Source organism: Microbaculum marinisediminis, from assembly GCF_025397915.1.
Taxonomy (GTDB): Bacteria; Pseudomonadota; Alphaproteobacteria; order Rhizobiales; family Tepidamorphaceae; genus Microbaculum; species Microbaculum marinisediminis.
On sequence record NZ_JALIDZ010000002.1, the window covers coordinates 25,267 to 45,415 of the forward strand.

General features: G+C 66.5%; 17 protein-coding genes. 8 read left to right on the top strand and 9 right to left on the bottom strand.

The features are described 5' to 3' along the window. Nucleotides 1-952: 952 nt before the first annotated feature. Complete coding sequence (locus tag MUB46_RS03420) at nt 953-1,528, bottom strand: NnrU family protein (protein ID WP_261614477.1); 576 nt, start codon at nt 1,526-1,528, stop codon at nt 953-955. 188 nt (nt 1,529-1,716) lie between these two features. Between MUB46_RS03420 and MUB46_RS03425 the strand changes: the two genes are divergently transcribed. After that, a complete protein-coding gene (locus MUB46_RS03425; protein WP_261614478.1) occupies nt 1,717-2,178 on the top strand; it encodes an I78 family peptidase inhibitor in 462 nt (153 codons plus the stop codon). A 124-nt stretch (nt 2,179-2,302) separates the two neighbouring features. On the opposite strand, the gene MUB46_RS03430 is transcribed toward MUB46_RS03425, so the two are convergent. The 7 genes from MUB46_RS03430 to MUB46_RS03460 form a co-directional block, all read right to left on the bottom strand. Beyond that, nucleotides 2,303-3,583 carry an NAD(P)/FAD-dependent oxidoreductase gene (locus MUB46_RS03430; RefSeq protein WP_261614479.1) on the bottom strand — a complete coding sequence of 427 codons (1,281 nt, stop codon included), beginning with the start codon at nt 3,581-3,583 and terminating at the stop codon, nt 2,303-2,305. 84 nt (nt 3,584-3,667) lie between these two features. Then, nucleotides 3,668-4,519, bottom strand: coding sequence for an ATP-binding cassette domain-containing protein (locus MUB46_RS03435; protein WP_261614480.1), 852 nt, complete (start codon nt 4,517-4,519; stop codon nt 3,668-3,670). Then, a complete protein-coding gene (locus MUB46_RS03440) occupies nt 4,516-5,538 on the bottom strand; it encodes an ABC transporter ATP-binding protein (protein WP_261614481.1) in 1,023 nt (340 codons plus the stop codon). Before MUB46_RS03440 ends, MUB46_RS03435 begins: the two co-directional genes overlap by 4 nt. Beyond that, nucleotides 5,535-6,452, bottom strand: coding sequence for an ABC transporter permease (locus MUB46_RS03445; protein WP_261614482.1), 918 nt, complete (start codon nt 6,450-6,452; stop codon nt 5,535-5,537). The genes MUB46_RS03440 and MUB46_RS03445 overlap by 4 nt, the downstream gene beginning before the upstream one ends. A 2-nt stretch (nt 6,453-6,454) precedes the next feature. Further along, nucleotides 6,455-7,462, bottom strand: a complete 1,008-nt coding sequence (locus tag MUB46_RS03450; RefSeq protein WP_261614483.1) for an ABC transporter permease — start codon at nt 7,460-7,462, stop codon at nt 6,455-6,457. Between the two features lie 27 nt (nt 7,463-7,489). Continuing rightward, the gene (locus MUB46_RS03455; protein ID WP_261614484.1) at nt 7,490-9,100 is read right to left on the bottom strand and encodes an ABC transporter substrate-binding protein; all 1,611 of its coding nucleotides are present in this window, start codon (nt 9,098-9,100) and stop codon (nt 7,490-7,492) included. A 30-nt stretch (nt 9,101-9,130) separates the two neighbouring features. Beyond that, complete coding sequence (locus MUB46_RS03460; protein ID WP_261614485.1) at nt 9,131-13,015, bottom strand: hydantoinase B/oxoprolinase family protein; 3,885 nt, start codon at nt 13,013-13,015, stop codon at nt 9,131-9,133. Nucleotides 13,016-13,110: 95 nt separating this feature from the next. Here MUB46_RS03460 and MUB46_RS03465 point away from each other — a divergent pair, with 95 nt between their 5' ends. Both MUB46_RS03465 and MUB46_RS03470 read left to right on the top strand, forming a co-directional pair. Further along, on the top strand, nt 13,111-13,929 hold the full coding sequence (locus tag MUB46_RS03465; RefSeq protein WP_261614486.1) for an IclR family transcriptional regulator: 819 nt from the start codon (nt 13,111-13,113) through the stop codon (nt 13,927-13,929). A gap of 14 nt (nt 13,930-13,943) precedes the next feature. Next, on the top strand, nt 13,944-15,098 hold the full coding sequence (locus MUB46_RS03470; protein WP_261614487.1) for a M20 family metallopeptidase: 1,155 nt from the start codon (nt 13,944-13,946) through the stop codon (nt 15,096-15,098). Nucleotides 15,099-15,213: 115 nt separating this feature from the next. On the opposite strand, the gene MUB46_RS03475 is transcribed toward MUB46_RS03470, so the two are convergent. Continuing rightward, on the bottom strand, nt 15,214-16,002 hold the full coding sequence (locus MUB46_RS03475; RefSeq protein WP_261614488.1) for an IclR family transcriptional regulator: 789 nt from the start codon (nt 16,000-16,002) through the stop codon (nt 15,214-15,216). 123 nt (nt 16,003-16,125) lie between these two features. Between MUB46_RS03475 and MUB46_RS03480 the strand changes: the two genes are divergently transcribed. The 5 genes from MUB46_RS03480 (at nt 16,126) to MUB46_RS03500 (ending at nt 20,148) form a co-directional block, all read left to right on the top strand. Further along, complete coding sequence (locus tag MUB46_RS03480) at nt 16,126-16,797, top strand: amino acid ABC transporter permease (RefSeq protein ID WP_261614489.1); 672 nt, start codon at nt 16,126-16,128, stop codon at nt 16,795-16,797. Further along, a complete protein-coding gene (locus tag MUB46_RS03485; protein WP_425256218.1) occupies nt 16,797-17,444 on the top strand; it encodes an amino acid ABC transporter permease in 648 nt (215 codons plus the stop codon). Before MUB46_RS03480 ends, MUB46_RS03485 begins: the two co-directional genes overlap by 1 nt. Then, nucleotides 17,431-18,162: an amino acid ABC transporter ATP-binding protein gene (locus tag MUB46_RS03490; protein WP_261614491.1), complete on the top strand. Its 732-nt coding sequence runs from the start codon at nt 17,431-17,433 to the stop codon at nt 18,160-18,162. The genes MUB46_RS03485 and MUB46_RS03490 overlap by 14 nt, the downstream gene beginning before the upstream one ends. A 118-nt stretch (nt 18,163-18,280) precedes the next feature. Further along, nucleotides 18,281-19,069, top strand: a complete 789-nt coding sequence (locus tag MUB46_RS03495) for a transporter substrate-binding domain-containing protein (RefSeq protein ID WP_261614492.1) — start codon at nt 18,281-18,283, stop codon at nt 19,067-19,069. A gap of 62 nt (nt 19,070-19,131) precedes the next feature. Then, a complete protein-coding gene (locus MUB46_RS03500; protein ID WP_261614493.1) occupies nt 19,132-20,148 on the top strand; it encodes a succinylglutamate desuccinylase/aspartoacylase family protein in 1,017 nt (338 codons plus the stop codon). The last annotated feature ends 1 nt before the right edge of the window (nt 20,149 follow it).

Genomic DNA, 20,149 nt, shown 5'->3' on the forward strand with positions numbered 1-20,149 from the left:
GGTCGTTCCCGTGGCGCGGGCGGTGGTCCTGGATTGCCGGAACCGATCCGGCAATGACAGGCCGAGGCATGGGTAGTCGCCCCGGTGTCAACCACGCGGGGGGCGCAATTCCGATTCAGCGCGGCGTCGGTCGCCGCAATTCAAAGAACCGCTCGTGTGCCCCAACGGGGCGCGGGCGCTCGCGAAAGCACCAGTGCGGGTAGTCCGAAACGGTGCTCCTGCGAGCGCCCGCCGCGGCGATTTCTGGACCCTCGGACCGCCTGCGGCCGTATCGCTGCGGTTCGCCGTTGTACCCCCGAAGGGGGCCTGACGCGCGCCCCGGCGACCGGCGTTGTCGTGCTGGTCTACCACGGCCCCGCCGTAGTACGGGACCGGCGATCCACATCCTCCCCGATGATCCGTCCCGACGACGGACCATGGAGGCGCCGCTCCCCTTCCGCGTGAACCCGTGTCGGATCCAGGCACGCCCCCGCGTGGAAGGGGATGGGGTCGAGTCTACGCCCGTTTCGCAAGGCGTGAAGAAAACGGGCTCGGAAATCGCGTAAGAGACTGAAATAGCGATTGGAATCGGCAGAACTGATCCCGATCCTTTCACGCGCCCGATCCCTCCGCTCATCCCCGCGAAAGCTGGGATCGGCCTGCCTGGGGCACGGCCTTTCAGCGCGGCTTGCGGATTCCCGCTTTCGCAGGAATGAGCGGAGAGGGAGAGGCCTCGCCAGCCGTCCCCTGGGCTCCGGGTCAAGCCCGGAGCACGCGGCTTCGGTATGAAGCCCGGCCGTGCCACCCGAACAAACCCGTGTCCCGGACTTGACGGGACCCATGCAGCCCATCCACGCAGGATTGCTTGCGATGTTGCCGCCGATGGGTCGCATCCAGCGCCTGCCAAACTCCTCCTCCACGTCATTGCCGGGCTTGACCCGGCAATCCCGGGCGCGTGGCACGCGAAAGCGGGTCACCCAAGCGGCGAGACGCCGAACAGCCATTCGTGCAGGAACACCAGGAACACGACATAGACCGTCGCGCCGATGACGAGCGCGACGACGTCGTTGGCCGGTGCCGGCGACAAGCCGGTGATCTGCGGTACTTCGGGGCGGCGCTTGAGCGAGATGCGGTCGCAGACCGCCCAGGCCAGGAACGAACCGAACAGGAGCACGTCGGCGAGCGTGCCGTTGGCGAGCAGGTGCGCCACCGCCCACAGCTTCACCGCGGCGAGCATCGGATGCTTCAGCGTCGTCTTAATGCGGCCGGGGATATAGGCGGCGGCCAGCATGACGAAGACCGGCATCATCAGCACCAGTGCGAGGTGGCGGGTCCAGACCGGCGGCGAATACAGCACGATCGGGTCCTGCCGGGCGAGCCCGTAGCCCCAGACGATCAGCACGAAGCCAACGAGCGCGACCAGCGAATAGACACCCTTCCAGGCGTTGTCGCCGTAGCGGGCGATCACGCCCTCGCGCCACCGAGGCGCCACGATCTTGGCCGAGTGTCCGATGAGAAAGATGGCAAGACCGGCGATGAGAACGAACATGAAAACCTCCGGGGGCGCCGTCGAACGGCGGGATGACGCGTCGACACAAGATAACGCCGATTCCCGTTTCGCCCATGCGCCAGATCGCCCGGGCGCCAGATCGCCCGGGCGGCAGTCGCATCGGCAGCCACAAACGCCTAGTCTTGCCCGCAAAGGCACATCGAAACGCGCAAACGGACGTAAACACCATGAAATATCTCGCCATCGGCGCCGGGCTGATCGCCACCGCTGTCTTCGCCAGCGCCTGCAACGGTGCCGAAACCGGAGGCGCCGGAGCCGGGACCGCTGGAACCGGGAGCGCGGCAATCGGCAGCGCGGGCCCGTCGGGCGGGAATTCCGCGACGGTCAGCTCCGGCGGGTCCGGCGTTTCGGGCGGCGGATCCAGCGGGAGCTCCAGCGGCATCGGCTCCCGGACGCTGCCGGGCTCGGGCGTTGCCGAACCGCAGCAGACCTGCAACGCCGACGCGATCCAGTGGGCGATCGGCCAGCCGGCGACCAAGGCGGTGATCGAACGGGCGCAGCGGGAGTCCGGCGCCAAGGCCGTGCGCGTGCTCAAGCCCGGCACGGCGGTCACACAGGAGTTCATGTACGGCCGGCTGAACCTGAACGTCGACGCGTCGAACGTCATCAAGACGGTGAGCTGCTGGTAGCACACTCAACGGCTGTCTAAGGGCACGGCCCAGCAATCGGGTTCACCAACGAGGCAGTGCCGCCAGCGGCCCTGCCGGGCCGCGACGGCCACGCGTCGCCCATTCAACGGGATACGTCCACCGCTCAGGACGCATTCACGAAGCGCTCTACCCGGTAGGGGGCGAGGTCGATCGGCGCCGTTTCTCCACACAGGATCCGGCCGACGATATCCCCCGTCACAGCGGACGCGGACAGCCCGAGATGGCCGTGGCCGAACGCGAAATGCAGCCCCTGCCAGTCGCGACTGCTGCCGATCACCGGCAGCGAGTCCGGCAGGCAGGGCCGGTGTCCCATCCAGAAGGGTTGCGGCGCGTCGAGACGGACGGACGGCAGCACCGCCTTGAGATCGGAGTGCAGCAGATCGGCACGGCGCGGCGTGGGCGGGGCATCGAGGCCGGCAAGCTCCACCGTACCGGCGACGCGCAACCCGGTCTCGATCGGCGTAACGAAGACTTTCCGATCGGCAGGAACGACGGGTCGCTGCAAGGCGATGCCGGAGTCCCGGAAGTCGACGTGGTATCCGCGCTGGGTCTCCAGCGGCACGGCGATACCGAGTCTCCGCAGGATGCGGGCGGACCAGGCGCCGGCGGCAAGCACGACGCCCGCGTGATCCCGCCGCCCCTGCCCCGTCACCACGCCCTCCACCGCGCGCCCCTCCAGGCACAGATCACTCACGGAGTGCCTGACGAACGAGACGCCCTCTCTCGTCAAAGCCTCGGCGATCGCCTGGGCGTGGCGCAGCGGATTGACGCTCATGCCTGCCTCGGGAATGAAAACGCCGAGCCGGTAGTCGGGACCGACCAGGGGTTCCAGCGCCTCGATGCCGGCCCGGTCGAGTTGCTCGTAGGTCACCCCGTGCTCGGCGCGAATCCGCCATTCCGCCTTGCTGCGGGCGAACTGCCGGCGGTTGCGATAGACGTGGAGCTGACCGGTCAGGCGGATGAGGTCGGGCGCACCGATCTCGCGGACCAGTGCCTTGTGGAACTCAAGGGAGGGCCGGTAGAGCCGTGCCAACGCGTCCGCGATCACCGCTACCCGGCGCGGCCGCGCCTGCGTGATGAAGGCGGCGAGCCACGGCGCGGCCTTCAGCCAGTAGTCGACGGGGATGTGGAGCGCGCTGCCCCGGTTCAGCATCATGCCGGGCACGGAGGCAAGCAGCCCCGGCATGGCCAGCGGCGCCACCGACCCCGGACTGAGCGCACCGGCACTGCCCGCCGAGCATCCGCTGCCAGGCTCGTTGGGATCGTAGACTACGACCTGCCGGCCGCGCTTGACCAGGTTCCACGCCACCGACAAGCCAATGATCCCGGCACCGATCACGGCGATACTGTCCTGCATGCGGGAGGTATCCGCGTTGAGGCTCATGATTACGTTTCACCTTTTGAGCGTGAGAAGGGGTCTCGCCCGAGCCCTGCGGCGCGCCTTCGCGCAAGCGCGCGCAGCGCCTTCTCACGTTATTGTTGTGGCCCCTGAAGCCGGGTCTGCTTCCGAAATCACCGGCAGTGCCGCGTCCGCCGAGGGCTCCAGCGTCGCAGCGAGCAATCGCCGGGTGTACGGATGGCTGGGAGATTCCAGGATGTCTCGTGTCGCGCCCTGATCGACGATCCGCCCCCGGTACATGACCAGGACGCGCGTACACATCGCCTGCACCACCGCGAGATCGTGGGAGATGAAAAGGTACGTCAGGCCAAATTCCTCCCTCAGGGACTGGAGGAACTCCAGAATTTGCGCCTGCACCGATACGTCCAGCGCGGAGGTGGGTTCGTCGAGCACGATGATCCGCGGATTGAGGATCAGCGCGCGGGCGATGCAAATGCGCTGTTTCTGACCTCCGGAGAGCTCGTGCGGATACCGACCGAGAAAACTCTGGGGCAAGCCGATCGTGTCGACCATGCGGCGCACGCGCGCCGTGATCTCCTGATGGCTGAGGTCCCCTTGTATCCGAAGCGGCTCGGCGAGAGCCCGCGAGACCATCATCCGCGGATGCAGCGCCGTATGCGGATTCTGGAACACAATCTGAACATGACGGCGCAGCGCGCGCATTTCCGTCTTGGTCAGCGTGGCGATTTCCTTGCCTTCGATCACCACCTTTCCGGCGCTCGGCGCGACGAGCCCGAGCAGCAACCGGCCCACGGTCGACTTGCCGGAACCGGATTCGCCGACGATACCGACGCTTTCGCCCGCCTCCAGCGCCAGGTTCACGTCATCCACCGCAACGACGGTGCGCGTGGCAAACAGGCCCTGCGAGACGGCGAATTCCTTGCGTAGGGCAACAAGCTCGGCGATGGGTTGCCCGCTCATTCGAACGGCTCCGGATGATGGCAGGCGACCTGGCGCCCGCCGGAGAACGTCGCGAGCTCCGGCTTCACTTTCCGGCACAGCGCCGTCGCTTTGTGGCATCGCGGGGCGAAGCGGCAACCGGGCGGCGGGTTCAACAGGTTCGGGATGTGCCCGGCGATGCCCTTCACCTGCTTCTGCGGGTACCCGAGGCGCGGCACGGCCGATATGAGCCCGATCGTGTAGGGATGCGCTGGTCGCGACAGCAGCTGCCGCTTCGTCCCCGTCTCCACGATGGTTCCGGCATACATGACGACGATGCGCTCGCACATGCTGGCGATGACGCCCAGATCGTGGGAGATCAGCAGGATCGAGGTATCGCGCGTCTCGACGATCTCCTTCAGCAGGTGCAGAATCTGAGCCTGAACGGTCACGTCGAGCGCCGTCGTCGGTTCGTCCGCGATAATCAGTTCGGGACTGCCCGCGATCGCCGCCGCGATCAGTACGCGCTGACGCATGCCGCCGGAAAGCTGGTGCGGATAGCTGTCGAAGACCCGGTCGGGTTCGGTAAGGCCGAGCCTGCCCAGCAGGTCGATCGCCTCCGCCTTGCGCCGCGCCCTCGACCCGCCGTCCCCCTTGACCCGCTCACGATGGCCGATCGCCTCCATCATGTAGCTTCCCGCGGTGTACAGCGGGTCGAAGAAGGTCATCGGATCCTGGAAGACCATGCCGATCTCGGTGCCGCGCACCTGCCGCAACCGCTTTCGGGTGGCCGACAGAAGGTTCTCGCCCTTCCACCGGATCGAGCCCCGGCGGTACCGGGCGATGGCGCGCGGCAGCAGGTCCAGAACGCTTTTCGCGAGAACCGATTTTCCGCAGCCGGTCTCGCCCACGACCCCGATGGTCTCCCGGCGGCCGACGGCAAGGTTGATATTGTCGAGGACCTGAACGGTCCCGTCGTAGGTGGCGAGTTCGAGCGAGAGGTCGCTGACGGACAGCATGGTCTCCGTCCGGTTCCCGCTTCCGGCCGAAACGTGTCTCATCGCGAGGTCCTCGGGTCGAGTACGTCGCGCAGGCCGTCTCCAAGCAGGTTGAAGCCGAGCACGCTGAGATAGATCGCCATGCCCGGGAAGAAGGCGAACCACCACCATTCGGGAAGGTAGCCGCGCGCGACGCTCAGCATCGCCCCCCATTCCGGGGACGGCGCCTTGGCGCCCAGCCCGATGAAGCCAAGACCGGCCGCGGCGAGGATCGCGGCTCCCATGTCCATGCTCGCCTTCACGATCAGCGGCGAGGCGCACCCCGGCAGCAGATAGCGGAAGATGATGCGCGGCGTGGAGGCGCCAAGCGCGCGGGCGGCCTCGACATAGGGCTCCTTCTTGATCGCCAGCGTCTTGCTGTCGATCAGCCGGACGTACCCGGGCCACCACACGACGGCGAGCGCGATCATGGTGTTGACGATGCCGGGTCCGAGCACCGCGACGATTGCGATCGCCAGGACCAGGCTCGGCACCGAAAGGAAGAGATCCGTCAGCGCCATGATGGTACTGCGCACCCAGCCGCCAAGGTAACCGCCGAGTATGCCCAGCGGCACGCCGACCAGCGCAGCGCCCACGGTGATGATGAGGCCGACCTGAAGCGAGATCTGGGTTCCGATGATGACACGGGAGAGCACGTCATTGCCCATGTCGTCGGTGCCGAACCAGTGCTGCCAGCTCGGCGGCTGAAGCATCTCGGCCATGTTGACGGTTCCGAGGGCGGCCTCGGGATATGGCGCGATCCATTTGCCGAAGAGCGCCAGAATCATGAACAGGACGACGATGGCGAGCCCGAGCATCGAGGAGAAACTGCGCGACAGGAGCCATACGGCCCGGCGCAGTTCCCTGTACCGATCCAGCTTTTCTTCCGCTTCGAAGCCGGCCCGCTCCGATCCCGGGGCTACAGTCGTATCGGTCATGGTCAGCCCTGCCGTAGCCGCGGGTCGAACCAGGCATAGGCCAGGTCCACGAGGAAATTCGCCAGCATGACGTTGAAGCCGATGATCAGGGTGACTGCCAGAACCGGCTTGAAGTCCGACATCAGCACCGAATTGACCATCAGGAGCCCCAGGCCCGGCCAGTCGAAGACCGTTTCGACCAGGGCGGTCCCGCCGAGCATCCAGCCGTAGCGCAGGCCGATCAGCGCCAGCACGGGCAGCATCGCGTTGCGCAGCGCGTGACGGATCTGGATGCTGAACGTGCCGAGCCCCTGGGCGCGGGCGCCGAGTACATAGTCGGAAGCCATGGTCTCGATCATTTCAGACCGCGCGACGCGGGCGACCGAGGCAAGGCACGGGAAGGACAGCACCAGCGCCGGCATCGCGATGTAGCGCAATGCCTCCAGCGCCGTGCCCCACTGCCCCCGCAGGAGAGAATCCAGAATGAGCAGATGCGTGATCGGCTCCGGCCGTTCGGTAATGAGGCCGAGCCGGCCGCTGACCGGCAGCCAGCCGAGCTTCACCGCCATGAGGAGCTGAAGCAGCAAGCCGAACCAGAACATCGGCAGCGCGATCCCCGACACGGCGAAGACCCTGACGGCGTGGTCAATAACGGTGTCTCTCCACACCGCGGCAAGAACGCCGATGAAGACGCCCACGACGACCGCGAAGCCCATGGCGACGAGCACCAGCTCCATCGTGGCGGGAAAGGCCTCGGATATGTGATCGATGACCGGTCGCGTGGTGGAGATCGAGCGACCGAGATCGCCGGCGAAAACATCCGAGACGTAACGCCCGAATTGCTCCCACAGCGGCCTGTCGAGCCCATATTCGACGCGGATCGTCTCGACCATGGACTTCGTCGCGTTGGGTCCGGCCGCAAGCGCGGCCGGATCCCCGGGAGCGATGTTCGCGATGAAGAACGTGATGCAGAGCAGGCCGAACATCATGGTTCCGAGAACGAGGAGCCGCCTGACGAGATAGAGGGTCATCGCCTGGTCCTTGTCCGGCCCGCCGGCTCAGTCTTCGATCCAGAGGCTGCCGAAATCGGCGAAGCCCGACGTCTTGATCGAGGTGTACTCGTACCCCTTGACGTAGTCGCGGTGCGCGAGGCGAACATTGGGCACGTAGCCGAAGATCTCCGGCTGATCGGCCGTGATCCTGTTCTGGATCTCGGCATAGATCGGGGCGCGCTGATCCCAGGCCGCCGTCGTCCTGCCCTTCTCGATCAGGGTGAAGACCTCCGGATTGTCGTAGTGGCTGACGCCGAACCACTGCCCCCAGGCGCTCTTGTGGTACTGGGACGACGCCGAGTCGGGATCGGACGTATAGGTCGCCATGAACAGGCCTGTCATATCGGCGGCCGTCTCTATGCTCTGCGCGTTCGCGACCATGTTGGCCCACAGCAGCGGCGTTATGCGGACGCTGATACCCAGGTCCTTCAGGCTATCGAGCAGGATCAACCCGACGCGGCGGGTCTCGTCATTGCCCTGCTGGTGCACATATTCGAGCTCGAGACCACCATCGGCCCATTCGGTCTTGGCCAGGTAGGCCTTGGCCTTCTCGAGATCCCGCCGCGGGAAGTCCGCGACCTCGACATGGCCGTTAAGCACGCTGGGGAACGGGCTGGTCATCAGCGTCGCATCCCCCGAGTAGAGTTCCGGAAGCGCTTCATAGTCGAATGCGTAAGCGATGGCCCGCCGGAGATTGACGTCCTTGGTCGGTCCGTCCTGATAGTTGAACTTGATCGCGAAAGGGCTGGCACCGACGTTGTTCTCGATGACGATCCCCGGAACGTTCGCGACCTGCTGGTAGTCCGCCGTCGTCAACCCTTCCACGATGTCCGCCTGCTTCGTCATCAACGCGGTCCGCTGCGCGGAAGGCTCGCGAATGACCTGATAGATGACGCCACCGAGGCGCTTGTCCTCGCCTTGCGGCCAGCCGCGCCAGTAATCGTCCAGGGCTTCGAGCTGGTAGACCGCGTCCGCACGGAACTGCTTGACCCGGAAGGGGCCGCTTCCCGCCGTGTTGGTCATCATCCAGGCCTGGCCGAGATCGCCGTCGGCCGCCTGCGCCTCGACCTGTTTCGGGTTGACGATCATCCACCACGGCAGATAGCCGATAAAGCTGGGCGACGGGACGTCGAACTTGAACCGCACGGTGTGCGCATCGACGACTTCGATGGCATCTTCCTTGAGATTGCCGGAGAGCATCCATGCAACCGCCTTGTTGATCTCCAGCGCCCGCGCGAACGAGTACTTGACCGCCTCCGCGTCCACCGGATCGCCGTTCTGGAACTTCGCGCGCGGATCGAGCTTGAAGGTCCATTCGGTCGCGTCGTCGTTCATCTCCCAGCTCTCGGCGAGCCAGGGCACGATCTCGGACGGACTGCCCTTGTACTTCACCAGCGGCTCGTAGATCGCGGACTGGAACACATGATGCGGCGAATCGAACCGCTGGTGCGGATCGAAGTTGCTGACGGGCGTCCGTCCCCCCCAAACCAGGATCTTGCGCCCGTTCTCGACCTCGTAGGCCATGCCATCGGTCGAGGTCGCGGCAAGCGCTAGCCCCGCAGCCACCAGGGCGGCCAGTGCGGTCGGGCCGGCCCCGATCAATTTACGAGTACGCATTCCAGTTCTCCCTTGCTGTGTTCCCCATCGTTATCTTTGCTCGGCGACCGGCTTGCGGGCGCGCCGCCCACCGTTCGCCGTCCCCTCTGGAGCCGGGGTGTCGGCGCCGTCGATCGCGACGCCATAGACTTCGCGGGCCTGCTCAGGGCTGACGTAGCCGCCCTTTACATCCGCAAGAACCTGATCGACCGGGCGATCGTGGGGATCGCCATAGCCGGCGCCCCCGCCAACGCGGACTTCGACGACCTGGTCGGTGGCGGTGAGCATGTCGACCGAGCCGCTGCCGTAATCCTGGAGGAGCCCGCCGTCCTCGCCATACATGCGAAAATGCGCGCCCCCGCCGGCGAGCCCGCCCGCCATGCCGACGGCGTTGAAACCCACGCCCTCCGGATAGCAGTTCACCATCACGCGGGGACCCCGGGACCGGATGCGACGGGCGCGCATCTGCTGTCCGAGACCGGCTCGGGTGCGCCCCGGTCCGGCGCTCTCGGGCACATAGGCCTTTTCGAGCACGAGCACCGGCGCGCGCGTCTCGAGCACCTCGACCGAGCCGTTGGACGCGCTGGTCGGCCAGAGCAAGGCGGACTTGCCGTCCTGCCGGGAGGATGCCCCCTGCCCTCCACCCAGATAGAGGTGCTCGCTGAACTGTCGCCCGGTCTCGTCCTTGCCGAAGAAATGAATGATCGCGGGAAGTCCGCTATAGGCCTGGACGGCATCCGGCATCGCTTCGGCCAGCGCCTGAAAGATGTTCCCCACCAGGTAGGACCCGGTGAGATGGCGCAGCCCGACGGATGTTCCGTGGCTGCAGTTCACGATGGTGCCCTCCGGGGCCTTCACCGTCAGCGCCCGGTAGCAGCCCGCCGACGCGCGGATCGAAGGCGTAAGCAGGCATTTCAACGCAAAGAACGTCTTGGCCTGGGTGAAATTGAGCGTGCAGTTGAGCCCGCCCTGCAGGAGCTCGGGCGGCGATCCCGCGTAATCGACCTCGATCTCGTCGCCATTCACCGTGATCGTAACGGGGAAGGTATGACGGGTGCCGTTGCTCAGCGGCTCGATTTCGCTGCGGTAGACGCCATCGGGAACCGCCCGGATCGCATCGCGCATGGCCCGCTCGGCGCGCGACTGGATCACGTGGGCCAAGGCCCGCAGATCTTCCAGACCATACTCCTCGAGGAAGGCCTCGAGTCGCCGCGCGCCGACGGCATTGGCGGCAACCAGCGCCTCTATGTCGCCGATCACCTGTGCCGCATTGCGAACATTGGATCGAATGAGTCGGAAGAGATCTTCGTTCGCCTTGCCGGCGCGATATAGCTTCATCGGAGGGATCTGGATGCCCTCCTCGAAGATCTCCCGCGCCCGCATCCGGTCCTTGGTTCCGCCGATGTCGCTGACATGGCCGATGGATCCGATCATCGCGACGACCTTCCCGTTGCGGAAGACCGGCGTGACCACCCCCACGTCGAACAGGTGACCGGCACAGATCCAGGGGTCGTTGGTCACCAGCACGTCGCCGGGCTCAAGCGTGTGCGCGGGGAACTCCTTCAGCAGCTCCTGAACGGCCGACATGAGCGTGATGTTGAAGACCGGCATGGCGCGCGGCGAATGAGCGAGCGACTGCCCCTCGGCATCCAGGATCTCGCAGGCGAAGTCCTGCATTTCACCGATGATCAGCGAGAACGCGGTGCGGATGACCGTCAGCCAGGATTCCTCGGAGATGCTGATGAGCCGGCTCCACATAATCTCAAGGCCGATCGGATCAGCCTCGAGCCGTGCGATTTCCTGCGGAAGCGACGCGGATGCCTCCGGGCGCCGAAAGGCTGCCGTCCCCTGCGACAGGTGGATGACCAGGCTGCCGCCTGCACCGACCTCGACATGGTCGCCGGGCGGAACGACGGTGGTTGATTCATCTTCCTCGATGATCGCAGGTCCGTGGATCTCCTGCCCGGGGACCAGGGCGTAACGGTCGTGGACCGGGGTGTCGACGAATGATCCGGCCTCCGGGAACCAGACCGGCCGCGTTCCCTTCGAGGCACCCGATGCGGTGCTGGGTCGGGCCAACGAAGCAAGCGCCAGCTTCGGATCCGGACCGAGTGCCGTCACGCGCCAGCTGATCACCTCGATGTCGGCATTGCTCGGCTCGCGCTCGTAGAGCTGCCGATATTCCCTTGCGAACAGGTCGGCGATGTGCGGAACGGTGTCCGTTCCCAGAGCGCCATCGGGCACGGGGACCTGGAGGTTGTGGACCTGGCCGGCCAGCCGCAGTTCCACCTGGCGCCGTATCTCGATCGTGCCCGCGTCGACACCGGCCTCCGCCACGAGAAGGCGCCCGTCGGCCTCCAGTTCCCCCAGAAGATCATTGACCGCGGCCCAATCAAGCCCGGCAAGCAGCCCGGGAGCGGAGCGGACCGCCTCGTGGCCGACCCGACCGCCCAGGAAACCCACCGCCGAGGCGACGCCGGAGGCTTGCGGCACCACAACCTTCGCCATGCCGAGCGACTTGGCGACGCGGATCGCGTGGGCGGGGCCGGCACCACCGAACGCAACCATCGTGTAGCCGCGCGGATCGCGTCCCTTCTCGACCACGTGCGCGCGCGCCGCACCACCCATGTTCTCGCAGACGACCGCAAGCACGCCCCAGGCCGCCGCCACGGAACTGTCGGACAGCGTCTCGGCAATCGGCGCGAAGGCGCTTTCGGCCGCGTCTCGGTCGAGTTGCATCCGCCCGCCGAGGAAGGAGGCGCCGTCGAGATAGCCGAGAACCAGATTGGCGTCGGTCACGGTCGGCTTCTCGCCGCCACGCCCGTAGCAGGCCGGCCCCGGCGTGGAGCCCGCGCTCCGCGGACCGACCTTCATCAACCCCAGCTCGTCGAAATGGGCGATACTGCCGCCCCCTGCCCCGATCTCGATCATGTCGATGACCGGCGCGCGGACCGGCAGGCCGCTGCCACGCTTGAAGCGATGCTCGCGCGCCGCCTCGATCATCGGCGCAACGTCGGCGCGGCCATCCTCGATCAGGCAGACCTTCGCGGTCGTCCCGCCCATGTCGAAGGCTATGACATCGTCATGGCCGGCGATGCGGCCGAAGTATCCCGCCGCAATGGCCCCGCCCGCCGGGCCGGATTCGAGAAGCCGGATGGGGAAGCGTCGGGCCATGGCCGGCGACGCCAGCTGGCCCGAGGACTGCATCAGGTAGAGCGATCCGGAGAAGCCGCGTTCGCGCAGCGCCCCTTCGATGCTGCATACATACGGGTCGATCAACGGCATCACATAGGCATTCGCCGTCGTCGTGGTGGCGCGCTCATACTCGCGCACTTCGGCACAGACCTCGCTCGACAGGCAGACGGAGAGATCCGGATATTCGTCCGCCGCGATCGCGGCCACGAGGCGCTCATGCGTGTCGTTCTTGTAGGCGTGCATGAAGGACACAGCCACCGCCTCGGCTCCCGCGGCCACCGCAGAGGCCAGCAGGTCGCGCACCTGCCGCGCAACGATCGGGGTCACGACGGAGCCATCGGCAGCAATGCGCTCGTCCACCTCGAAGCACATGGACCGCTCGACCAGCGGATCGGGGAAACGAATGAACAGGTCGTGGGCGTCGTAACGCTGCTCGGTGGCCATCTCGAGCACGTCGCGAAATCCACGGGTGGTCAACAGCGCCGTCTTCGCGCCGCGACGTTCGATGATCGCGTTGGTGACGATGGTGGTGCCATGGACGATGTCGGCGATATCGGCGAACGATTTGCCGGCTTTCGCAACCAGCGCCTCCAGCCCCGCGATCGAGCCCGCGGCCGGGTCCTGCGAGGTGGTGAGCGCCTTGTGGGTATGCAGCCGACCGCTTTCCGTCTCCAGCAGGACGAAGTCGGTGAAGGTCCCTCCGATGTCGAACCCGATACGGCACTCACGCTTAGGTGTCATCGGTGACCATCCCTCTTGTGTCGCTATGCGATATTTATTATCGTAATACGATAATGCTAGCCGGAGGTCGAACTCTGTCAAGAGGGGTCGTTGCGGTGAATGCGATCGAAAACACGGCGGCTCGCCCGAAGCCGCGCAAGGAAGACACGGGCGACGGCCGATTTCTCGGGTCCGTCGAAAAGACGTTCCAGGTGCTGTCGGCTTTCAATGCCAAGCGAAAGCCGCTCAGCCTCACCGAGATCGTGCGGCTGAGTGGAATCGAGAAAAGCGCCGCACAGCGCGTGGTCTTCACCCTGCGCGCGCTCGGCTACATTCGGCAGTCGGAGACCACCCGCCTCTACAGCCTTTCGGCCCGCATGCTCGAATTCGGTGCTTCGTTTATCGCGTCGAGCCATCTGCACGAGGTCGCCGGCCCCATCCTCGAGGCCGTGAACGCGAGCTGCGAGGAGACCGTCAATCTGACGGAGCGCGAGGGAGAGGACGTGGTCTACGTGCTGCGCTATCCGAGCAGGCACGTGGTCAGCGTCGACCTGTCCTCGGGGTCGCGGCTGCCGATCTACTGCACGGCGCCAGGCCGCGCGATACTGGCCTATCTCGACGATGAGGAAGCGCGGCGCATCCTCGCGACAAGCGACCTGAAATCGCGCACCCCCACGACCAAGACCGACCCTGAGGAAATCCTGGAAGCCTGCGCAAGGGTCCGGGCCCAGGGCTACAGCCTGACGAACCAGGAAGCCTTTGTCGGCGACATCTCGGTCTCCGCGCCGGTATTCGACGAAAGCGGCGCGGTGCTCGCCGCCGTCAATATCGCGGTGCCCTGGCCGCGCTGGTCCGTCGAGCGCGTAGAGGCCGAACTCGCCCCGGTCGTCGTCGGCGCCGCGAATGCGATCTCGCTTGCGATGCGCTCAACCTGATTGAGGGACTCGCCATGACGTCTTCGCGACTTACAGACTACGTAGCCGAGCTGAACGAATGGGTCTCGATCGAGACGCCCAGTGCCGAACGAAAATCGGTCGCCCGGCTGCTCGAGCTGGTCGCGGCGCAGTGCGCCCGATCGGGCCTCTGCGTCGAATGGGCGGGCGGCGGCGACGGGGCGTGCCACACCCTGCTGGCACGCGGCGGCCCCGCCGGACCGGGGCCCGGCATCCTGGTGCTCGCCCACCTCGACACGGTGCATCCGTGCGGAACGCTCCAGTCTGCGTTGCGCTGGCGCATCGAGGGAGATCGTCTTTACGGGCCGGGGGTCTACGACATGAAAGGCTCGGCGCTGATGGCGCTCGCCGCCTGGTGCAGGCTTCGCGAAACGGGCCGGTCGAGCAAGGTGCCCGTCACCTTTCTGTTCTCGCCCGACGAGGAGATCGGAAGCCCCTCCTCTCGCGCGGTCATCGAAGACGAAGCCAGACGGGCTCTGGCGGCACTCGTTGTCGAGCCCGCGCGCGACGGCGGCAAGATCGTCACGTCCCGGAAGGGCGTGGCGCGCTTCGTCATCACGGCGAGCGGACACGCCGCCCATTCGGGATCGAACTTCGAGCTCGGCCGCAGCGCGGTCAGCGAAATCGCCGCGCACATCCCCACGATCGAGGCCCTGACGGATGTAGAGCGGGGCATCACCGTCAATGTTGGAACGATCCGCGGAGGAACCAGCCCGAACACGGTGCCGGCGCACTGCCGTATCGAGGTGGATATCCGCCTGCAGCGGCTCGATCAGGTCGAGCCGACGCTTGCCGCCATCCGCTCGCTCACTCCACGAGATCCGGACGTCACGCTCGAAATCACCGGCGAACTCAACCGCCCACCCTTCGACCACGGGCCTGAATCGCAGAGGCTGTTCCATCATGCGCGGACGGTCGCCGCGGCACTCGGCATTGAACTCGTGGGCATGGCCGCCGGCGGTGCGAGCGATGGCAACTTCACGTCCGCAATCGGCGTGCCGACGCTGGACGGATTGGGAGTGGACGGTGCCGGGGCGCATACCCTCGAAGAGCACATCCTGCTGTCATCGGTGGTCCCGCGGATAGACCTCTTCGCGTCCCTGCTCGAGACGACCGACCTCGGCAGCCTCCAAACCGCACCCACCGCCTAGTCCGCGCGCACAAAACCGGGACGTTGTCCGCGGCAGCCTGCCATGCCGTTCCGATCCCGCACGCGCGCGCGCAGATTGGTCTCGTCGCGTGCCCGGCGGAAGCGGCGGCCTCGGCTCACAGCTCGTCGGGGTATGGCGGCGTCGCGGAATCGAGCCCTGCGGCGATCTCCGCGCAGGCGGCCTGCTGTCGCGCCAGGATGGCATCGTAGTTCGGCGTCGCGCTGCGGCGCGATACGGCGGCCACGGTGACGCAGGCGACCGCCCGGCCCTCGCCGACCAGGATCGGGCAGACGATATCGGTGACGCCGACGATGTCGCGGCTTTCGCGGATGATGCTGCCTTCGGCATGCACCGCATCGAGCGAGGAGACGAGACTGGCCTGGTCCGGCGGATCGCGCATCAGGACGAGGCTTTCGGCGATCATGCGCTCGCGCAGATGCGGCGGCTGGAAGGCCATCAGGATCAGCCCCGAATGGGCGTCGGCCAGCGGCCGCCGGTAGCCGAGCTTGAGCGAGAAGTTCATGTCGGCGCCGCCCGAACAGGCGACGATGATGACCGTCTCGCCGCGATGGGCGACGACCAGGTGCGCGGCCTGCTGCACCTCGCCGGCGAAGCGGTCGATGATCGGCGTCGCCACGGTGACGAGCTCGCGCGCCCGCGCCGTCTTCATGCCGAGGCCGAACAGCTTATTGGACAGCAGCAGCCGGTCTCCGACGGGCTCCCGCTCGACATAGCCGCGCGCCACCAGCACGTGAACCATCCGGAAAATCTCGCCCTTCGACCGGCCGAGCACCTCGGCGACCTCGCGCGTGCTCATCGGCGCCCCGTGGGCGGCAAGCGCCTCTAGGATATCAAGCCCCTTTTCCAGCGCGGGGGCGGCGTAGCTGGTCATCGCTCTTGTCATCACATCAATTCATATACACGCATTGACAACATATATGAAGCAGCCCTAACGTTTGATAGATCAAAAAGACGCATGGACTGGCCGGACATTTAGTCCGTCCACTGGGAGGAGGTCTATGCACAAATGGATTATAGTTTCAAATTTGCAGCGATCTGGCGCTATCGGGATGAAATCTACGAAGGCGTATTCCTGACGCTGCAGCTCTCGGTCGCCACCATGGTGCTGGGGCTCATCATCGGTCTGGCGTTCGCGGTGATGCGCAACGCGCAGGCGGCCTGGCTGCGCGGCATCGCGCGGGGCTATGTCGAGGCCATCCGCAACACGCCACTCCTGGTGCAGCTGTTCATCGTCTTCTACGGCCTGCCCTCCATCGGAATCCGGCTTGCCGCCAACGAAGCGGCGCTGATCGCCCTGTCGGTCAATCTCGGCGCATATTGCGCGGAGATCATTCGGGCGGGCATCGAATCCGTGCGCGTCAGCCAGGTCGAGGCCGGCCGGTCGCTTGGCATGACGGCCAGCCAGACCTTCGTTCACGTCGTCCTGTTCCAGGCGATGAAGGCGATCTACCCGGCCATGGCGAGCCAGTTCATCCTTCTGATGCTGGCCACCAGCATCGTCTCCTCGATCGGCGCCACCGAGCTGTTTCACCAGGCCGCCTTCATCGAGTCGCGCACCTACCGCTCCTTCGAGGCCTACGCGCTGATCACCATCGTCTATCTCGGCCTCACCCTCGTCTTCCGCGCCCTGTTCTCGGCGATCTACTGGACCGTCTTCATCCGGAGGCCGGCACGATGATCCGCGAATTCGCCCTGTCCGATTTCGGCTTTCTGCTTCTGGCCACGCGCTGGACCGTGCTGCTGGCCCTGGCCGCCACGGTGGGCGGCGGCATTATCGGCCTTGCCATCGCCGTGCTGCGCATCGTGCCGGTGGCGCCGCTCAACTGGTTCGCCATCGGCTACATCAACCTGATCCAGGGCACGCCGCTGCTCGGCCAACTGTTCGTGCTGTTCTTCGGGCTGCCGCTGATCGGCCTCTCGGTCGACGCCTGGACGGCGGCGGTCGTGGCGCTCTCGCTCTATTCCAGCGCCTTCTTCGGCGAGATCTGGCGTGGCTCGCTGCAATCCGTGCCGCACCGCCAGTGGGAAGCCGGCGCCGCCCTCGGCCTCACCTACCGGCAGCGCTTCACCGACGTGGTCCTGCCGCAGGCGATACGGATCTCCATCGCGCCGACGGTCGGCTTCCTCGTCCAGATCGTCAAGAACACCTCGCTCACCGCCCTGATCGGCTTCGTCGAACTGACGCGCGCCAGCCAGATCATGACGGCCGCCACCTTCGCGCCGCTGACGGTCTATCTGGCGGCCGCGGCCATCTATTTCGTCCTCTGTCTCGGCCTGTCCTGGGCGAGCCACGTGCTGGAAGGGAAGATCCATGTCGCTCGTTAGCCTACGCAACGTGGTCAAGCGCTTCGGATCGCACGAGGTGCTCAAGGGCATCACGCTGTCGATCGACGAGGGCGAGACCGTCGCCGTGATCGGCCGGTCGGGCTCGGGCAAGTCGACCCTGCTGCGCTGCGTCAACGCCCTGGAGACGGTGCAGGAAGGCGACCTGACGGTGGCCGGCATCGAGGTGACGGCGGCCAATGCCGACCTGAACCTGCTCCGGGCGCGCGTCGGCATGGTGTTCCAGAGCTACAACCTGTTCCCGCACCTGACGGTCGAGCGCAACGTCAAGCTGGCGCTCAAGCGGGTGCGCAAGATGCGCGACGCCGAGGCCTCCGAGATCGCCCACGCCATGGTCGCCAAGGTCGGTCTCGCCGAAAAGCTGCATGCCTATCCGGACGAGCTGTCCGGCGGCCAGCAGCAGCGCGTCGCCATCGCCCGATCGCTCGCCATGCAGCCCAGCATGATGCTGTTCGACGAGATCACGTCGGCGCTCGATCCCGAACTCGTCGGCGAGGTCCTGCGCGTGCTCGAGGAACTCGCCCGCGAGGGCATGACCATGATGCTCGTCACCCACGAGATGAACTTCGCCAGAACCGTCGCCGACCGCGTCATCTTCATGCACGAGGGCCGTATCCACGAGGACGGGCCTTCGCAGGAGGTCCTGCGGAATCCGAGGACGCCGGAGCTGAAGGCTTTTCTCGCCGCCGTCCTGCACTGACCGGCGCCACCGTCGGCCCGATGTCCGGGCCGTTGCATGACCCGCGGCCGACGAACGCCGCCAACAAGGACCGGAACCGGCCGCAGCTCAACCAGTATCCAACACAGGGAGGAAGTCTATGTTGAACGGATTGATCAGGATCGCCGCGGTCGCGGCCATCACGGCCGGCCTTGCCGGCCCGGCCCAGTCGGCCGAGCTCCAGGACATCATCGACAAGGGCACGGTGCGTATCGGCGTGCCGATCGACGTGCCGCCCTTCGGCTTCATGGATGAAAACAACGAGCCCACCGGCCTCGATGTCGAGGTCGCCCAGGCGATCGGAGAGGCACTCGGCGTCGAGGTCGAGCTGCAGCAGATCACCGGCGCCAACCGCGTGCCCTACCTGGTGACCGACCGGCTCGACATGGTGATCGCGGCAATGGGCGCCACGCCTGAACGGGCCCAGCAGGTCGCGTTCTCGTCGCCCTACTCGGCGCTCTCGATCGGCGTCTTCGGACCGGCGGACATCGCGGTGACGACGCCGGCCGAGCTCGGCGACACCAGCATCGCCGTGGCGCGCGGCACCACCCAGGACATCGAGCTGACCGCGGCGGCGCCGGACGCCAACATCATGCGGTTCGACGACGACGCGACCGCGGCGGCCGCCTACCTGTCCGGCCAGACGCAGCTGCTCGCCACCGCCAATGTCGTGGCCAAGGAGCTCAGCGACCGCGACCCGAACGTCGAGCTGCAGGCCAAGTTCATCCTGCGCATGTCGCCGACCCATATCGCCATCCAGCAGGGCAATCCGGAGTTGCTGCGCTGGCTCGATACCTTCGTCTTCTACAACCTGACGACCAAGCAGCTGTCGAAGATCACGGAGAAGTGGCTGGGCCAGCCGCTGCCCGCCAACTTCCCCTCCATGTGACTTGCCCCCGGGGCCGGCCGACGCGCCGGCCCCGCCTATCGTTTCCTCGCAGGACCTTTCCCATGGCGCGCATTTCCACAGTCTCCGCGTCCGTCGATTTCGAACAGGACGGCAAGCAGACCGGATATCTCACGATTCCGCACTCCCCGCACGAGGATGCCTGGGGGGCGACGCGCCTTCCCGTCTGCGTCATCCGCAACGGCGCCGGACCGACCGCGATCCTGATGGCCGGCAATCACGGCGACGAGTATGAGGGACAGATCGCGCTCGGCGAACTGATCCGCACACTCGACCCCGCGGGCATCTCCGGACGGCTGATCATCCTGCCGGCGCTCAACCTGCCGGCCGTGGTGGCGGGACGGCGCACGTCGCCGGTCGACGGGCTCAACCTCAACCGCACCTTTCCGGGCGACCCCGCCGGTTCGATCAGCCAGCAGATCACCGCCTACCTGAGCGATGTCATCTATCCCCTCGGTGACGCTCTCGTCGACCTGCATTCCGGCGGCTCGTCGCTCGACATCCTGCCGAGCGCCATCGTCGAGCCGGCGTCCGACCCCGCCCACATGCGCCGCAACGTGGAGGCGGTCATGGCCTTCGACGCGCCGCTGACTGTGGTCATCAGCAACCTGGGCGAGCCGCGCACGTCAACGGCCGCGGCGGTGCGGGCCGGACTGACCACGGTCGGCACCGAGATGGCGGGCCAGGGCACGGTGTCACGCGAGACTCTGGCGCTGTGCCGGCGCGGCGTGCGCAACGTGCTGGCGCATGTCGGCATCCTGCCGGCCGACGCCGCGACCCGGCACAACGAGTCCGCGCGGACGGTGCTCGAGATTCCCGGGTCCGCCGGCTACGTCTATGCAACACGCGACGGCATCTTCGAAGGCGCGCACGCCCTCGGGGACAGTGTCCAGGCGGGCCAGCAGGCCGGACTCATTCACGACATTCACGCCCCCTGGCGCGAGCCCGAGCCCGTCTTCTACGGCGCCAACGGCATCCTCTTCGGCCGTCGCCAGCCTGGCAGGGTCACGCATGGCAATTGCTGCGCCGTCGTTGCCGCACCGTATGCAGGGGACCTGTGAG

Bases quoted from the DNA above. Each gene is read 5' to 3' on its own strand.
- MUB46_RS03445 (WP_261614482.1), bottom strand. From the start codon at position 6,452: ATGACCGATACGACTGTAGCCCCGGGATCGGAGCGGGCCGGCTTCGAA.
- MUB46_RS03440 (WP_261614481.1), bottom strand. From the start codon at position 5,538: ATGAGACACGTTTCGGCCGGAAGCGGGAACCGGACGGAGACCATGCTG.
- MUB46_RS03425 (WP_261614478.1), top strand. From the start codon at position 1,717: ATGAAATATCTCGCCATCGGCGCCGGGCTGATCGCCACCGCTGTCTTC.
- MUB46_RS03475 (WP_261614488.1), bottom strand. From the start codon at position 16,002: ATGACAAGAGCGATGACCAGCTACGCCGCCCCCGCGCTGGAAAAGGGG.
- MUB46_RS03495 (WP_261614492.1), top strand. From the start codon at position 18,281: ATGTTGAACGGATTGATCAGGATCGCCGCGGTCGCGGCCATCACGGCC.
- MUB46_RS03455 (WP_261614484.1), bottom strand. From the start codon at position 9,100: ATGCGTACTCGTAAATTGATCGGGGCCGGCCCGACCGCACTGGCCGCC.
- MUB46_RS03435 (WP_261614480.1), bottom strand. From the start codon at position 4,519: ATGAGCGGGCAACCCATCGCCGAGCTTGTTGCCCTACGCAAGGAATTC.
- MUB46_RS03470 (WP_261614487.1), top strand. From the start codon at position 13,944: ATGACGTCTTCGCGACTTACAGACTACGTAGCCGAGCTGAACGAATGG.
- MUB46_RS03500 (WP_261614493.1), top strand. From the start codon at position 19,132: ATGGCGCGCATTTCCACAGTCTCCGCGTCCGTCGATTTCGAACAGGAC.
- MUB46_RS03430 (WP_261614479.1), bottom strand. From the start codon at position 3,583: ATGAGCCTCAACGCGGATACCTCCCGCATGCAGGACAGTATCGCCGTG.
- MUB46_RS03450 (WP_261614483.1), bottom strand. From the start codon at position 7,462: ATGACCCTCTATCTCGTCAGGCGGCTCCTCGTTCTCGGAACCATGATG.
- MUB46_RS03460 (WP_261614485.1), bottom strand. From the start codon at position 13,015: ATGACACCTAAGCGTGAGTGCCGTATCGGGTTCGACATCGGAGGGACC.
- MUB46_RS03490 (WP_261614491.1), top strand. From the start codon at position 17,431: ATGTCGCTCGTTAGCCTACGCAACGTGGTCAAGCGCTTCGGATCGCAC.
- MUB46_RS03420 (WP_261614477.1), bottom strand. From the start codon at position 1,528: ATGTTCGTTCTCATCGCCGGTCTTGCCATCTTTCTCATCGGACACTCG.
- MUB46_RS03480 (WP_261614489.1), top strand. From the start codon at position 16,126: ATGGATTATAGTTTCAAATTTGCAGCGATCTGGCGCTATCGGGATGAA.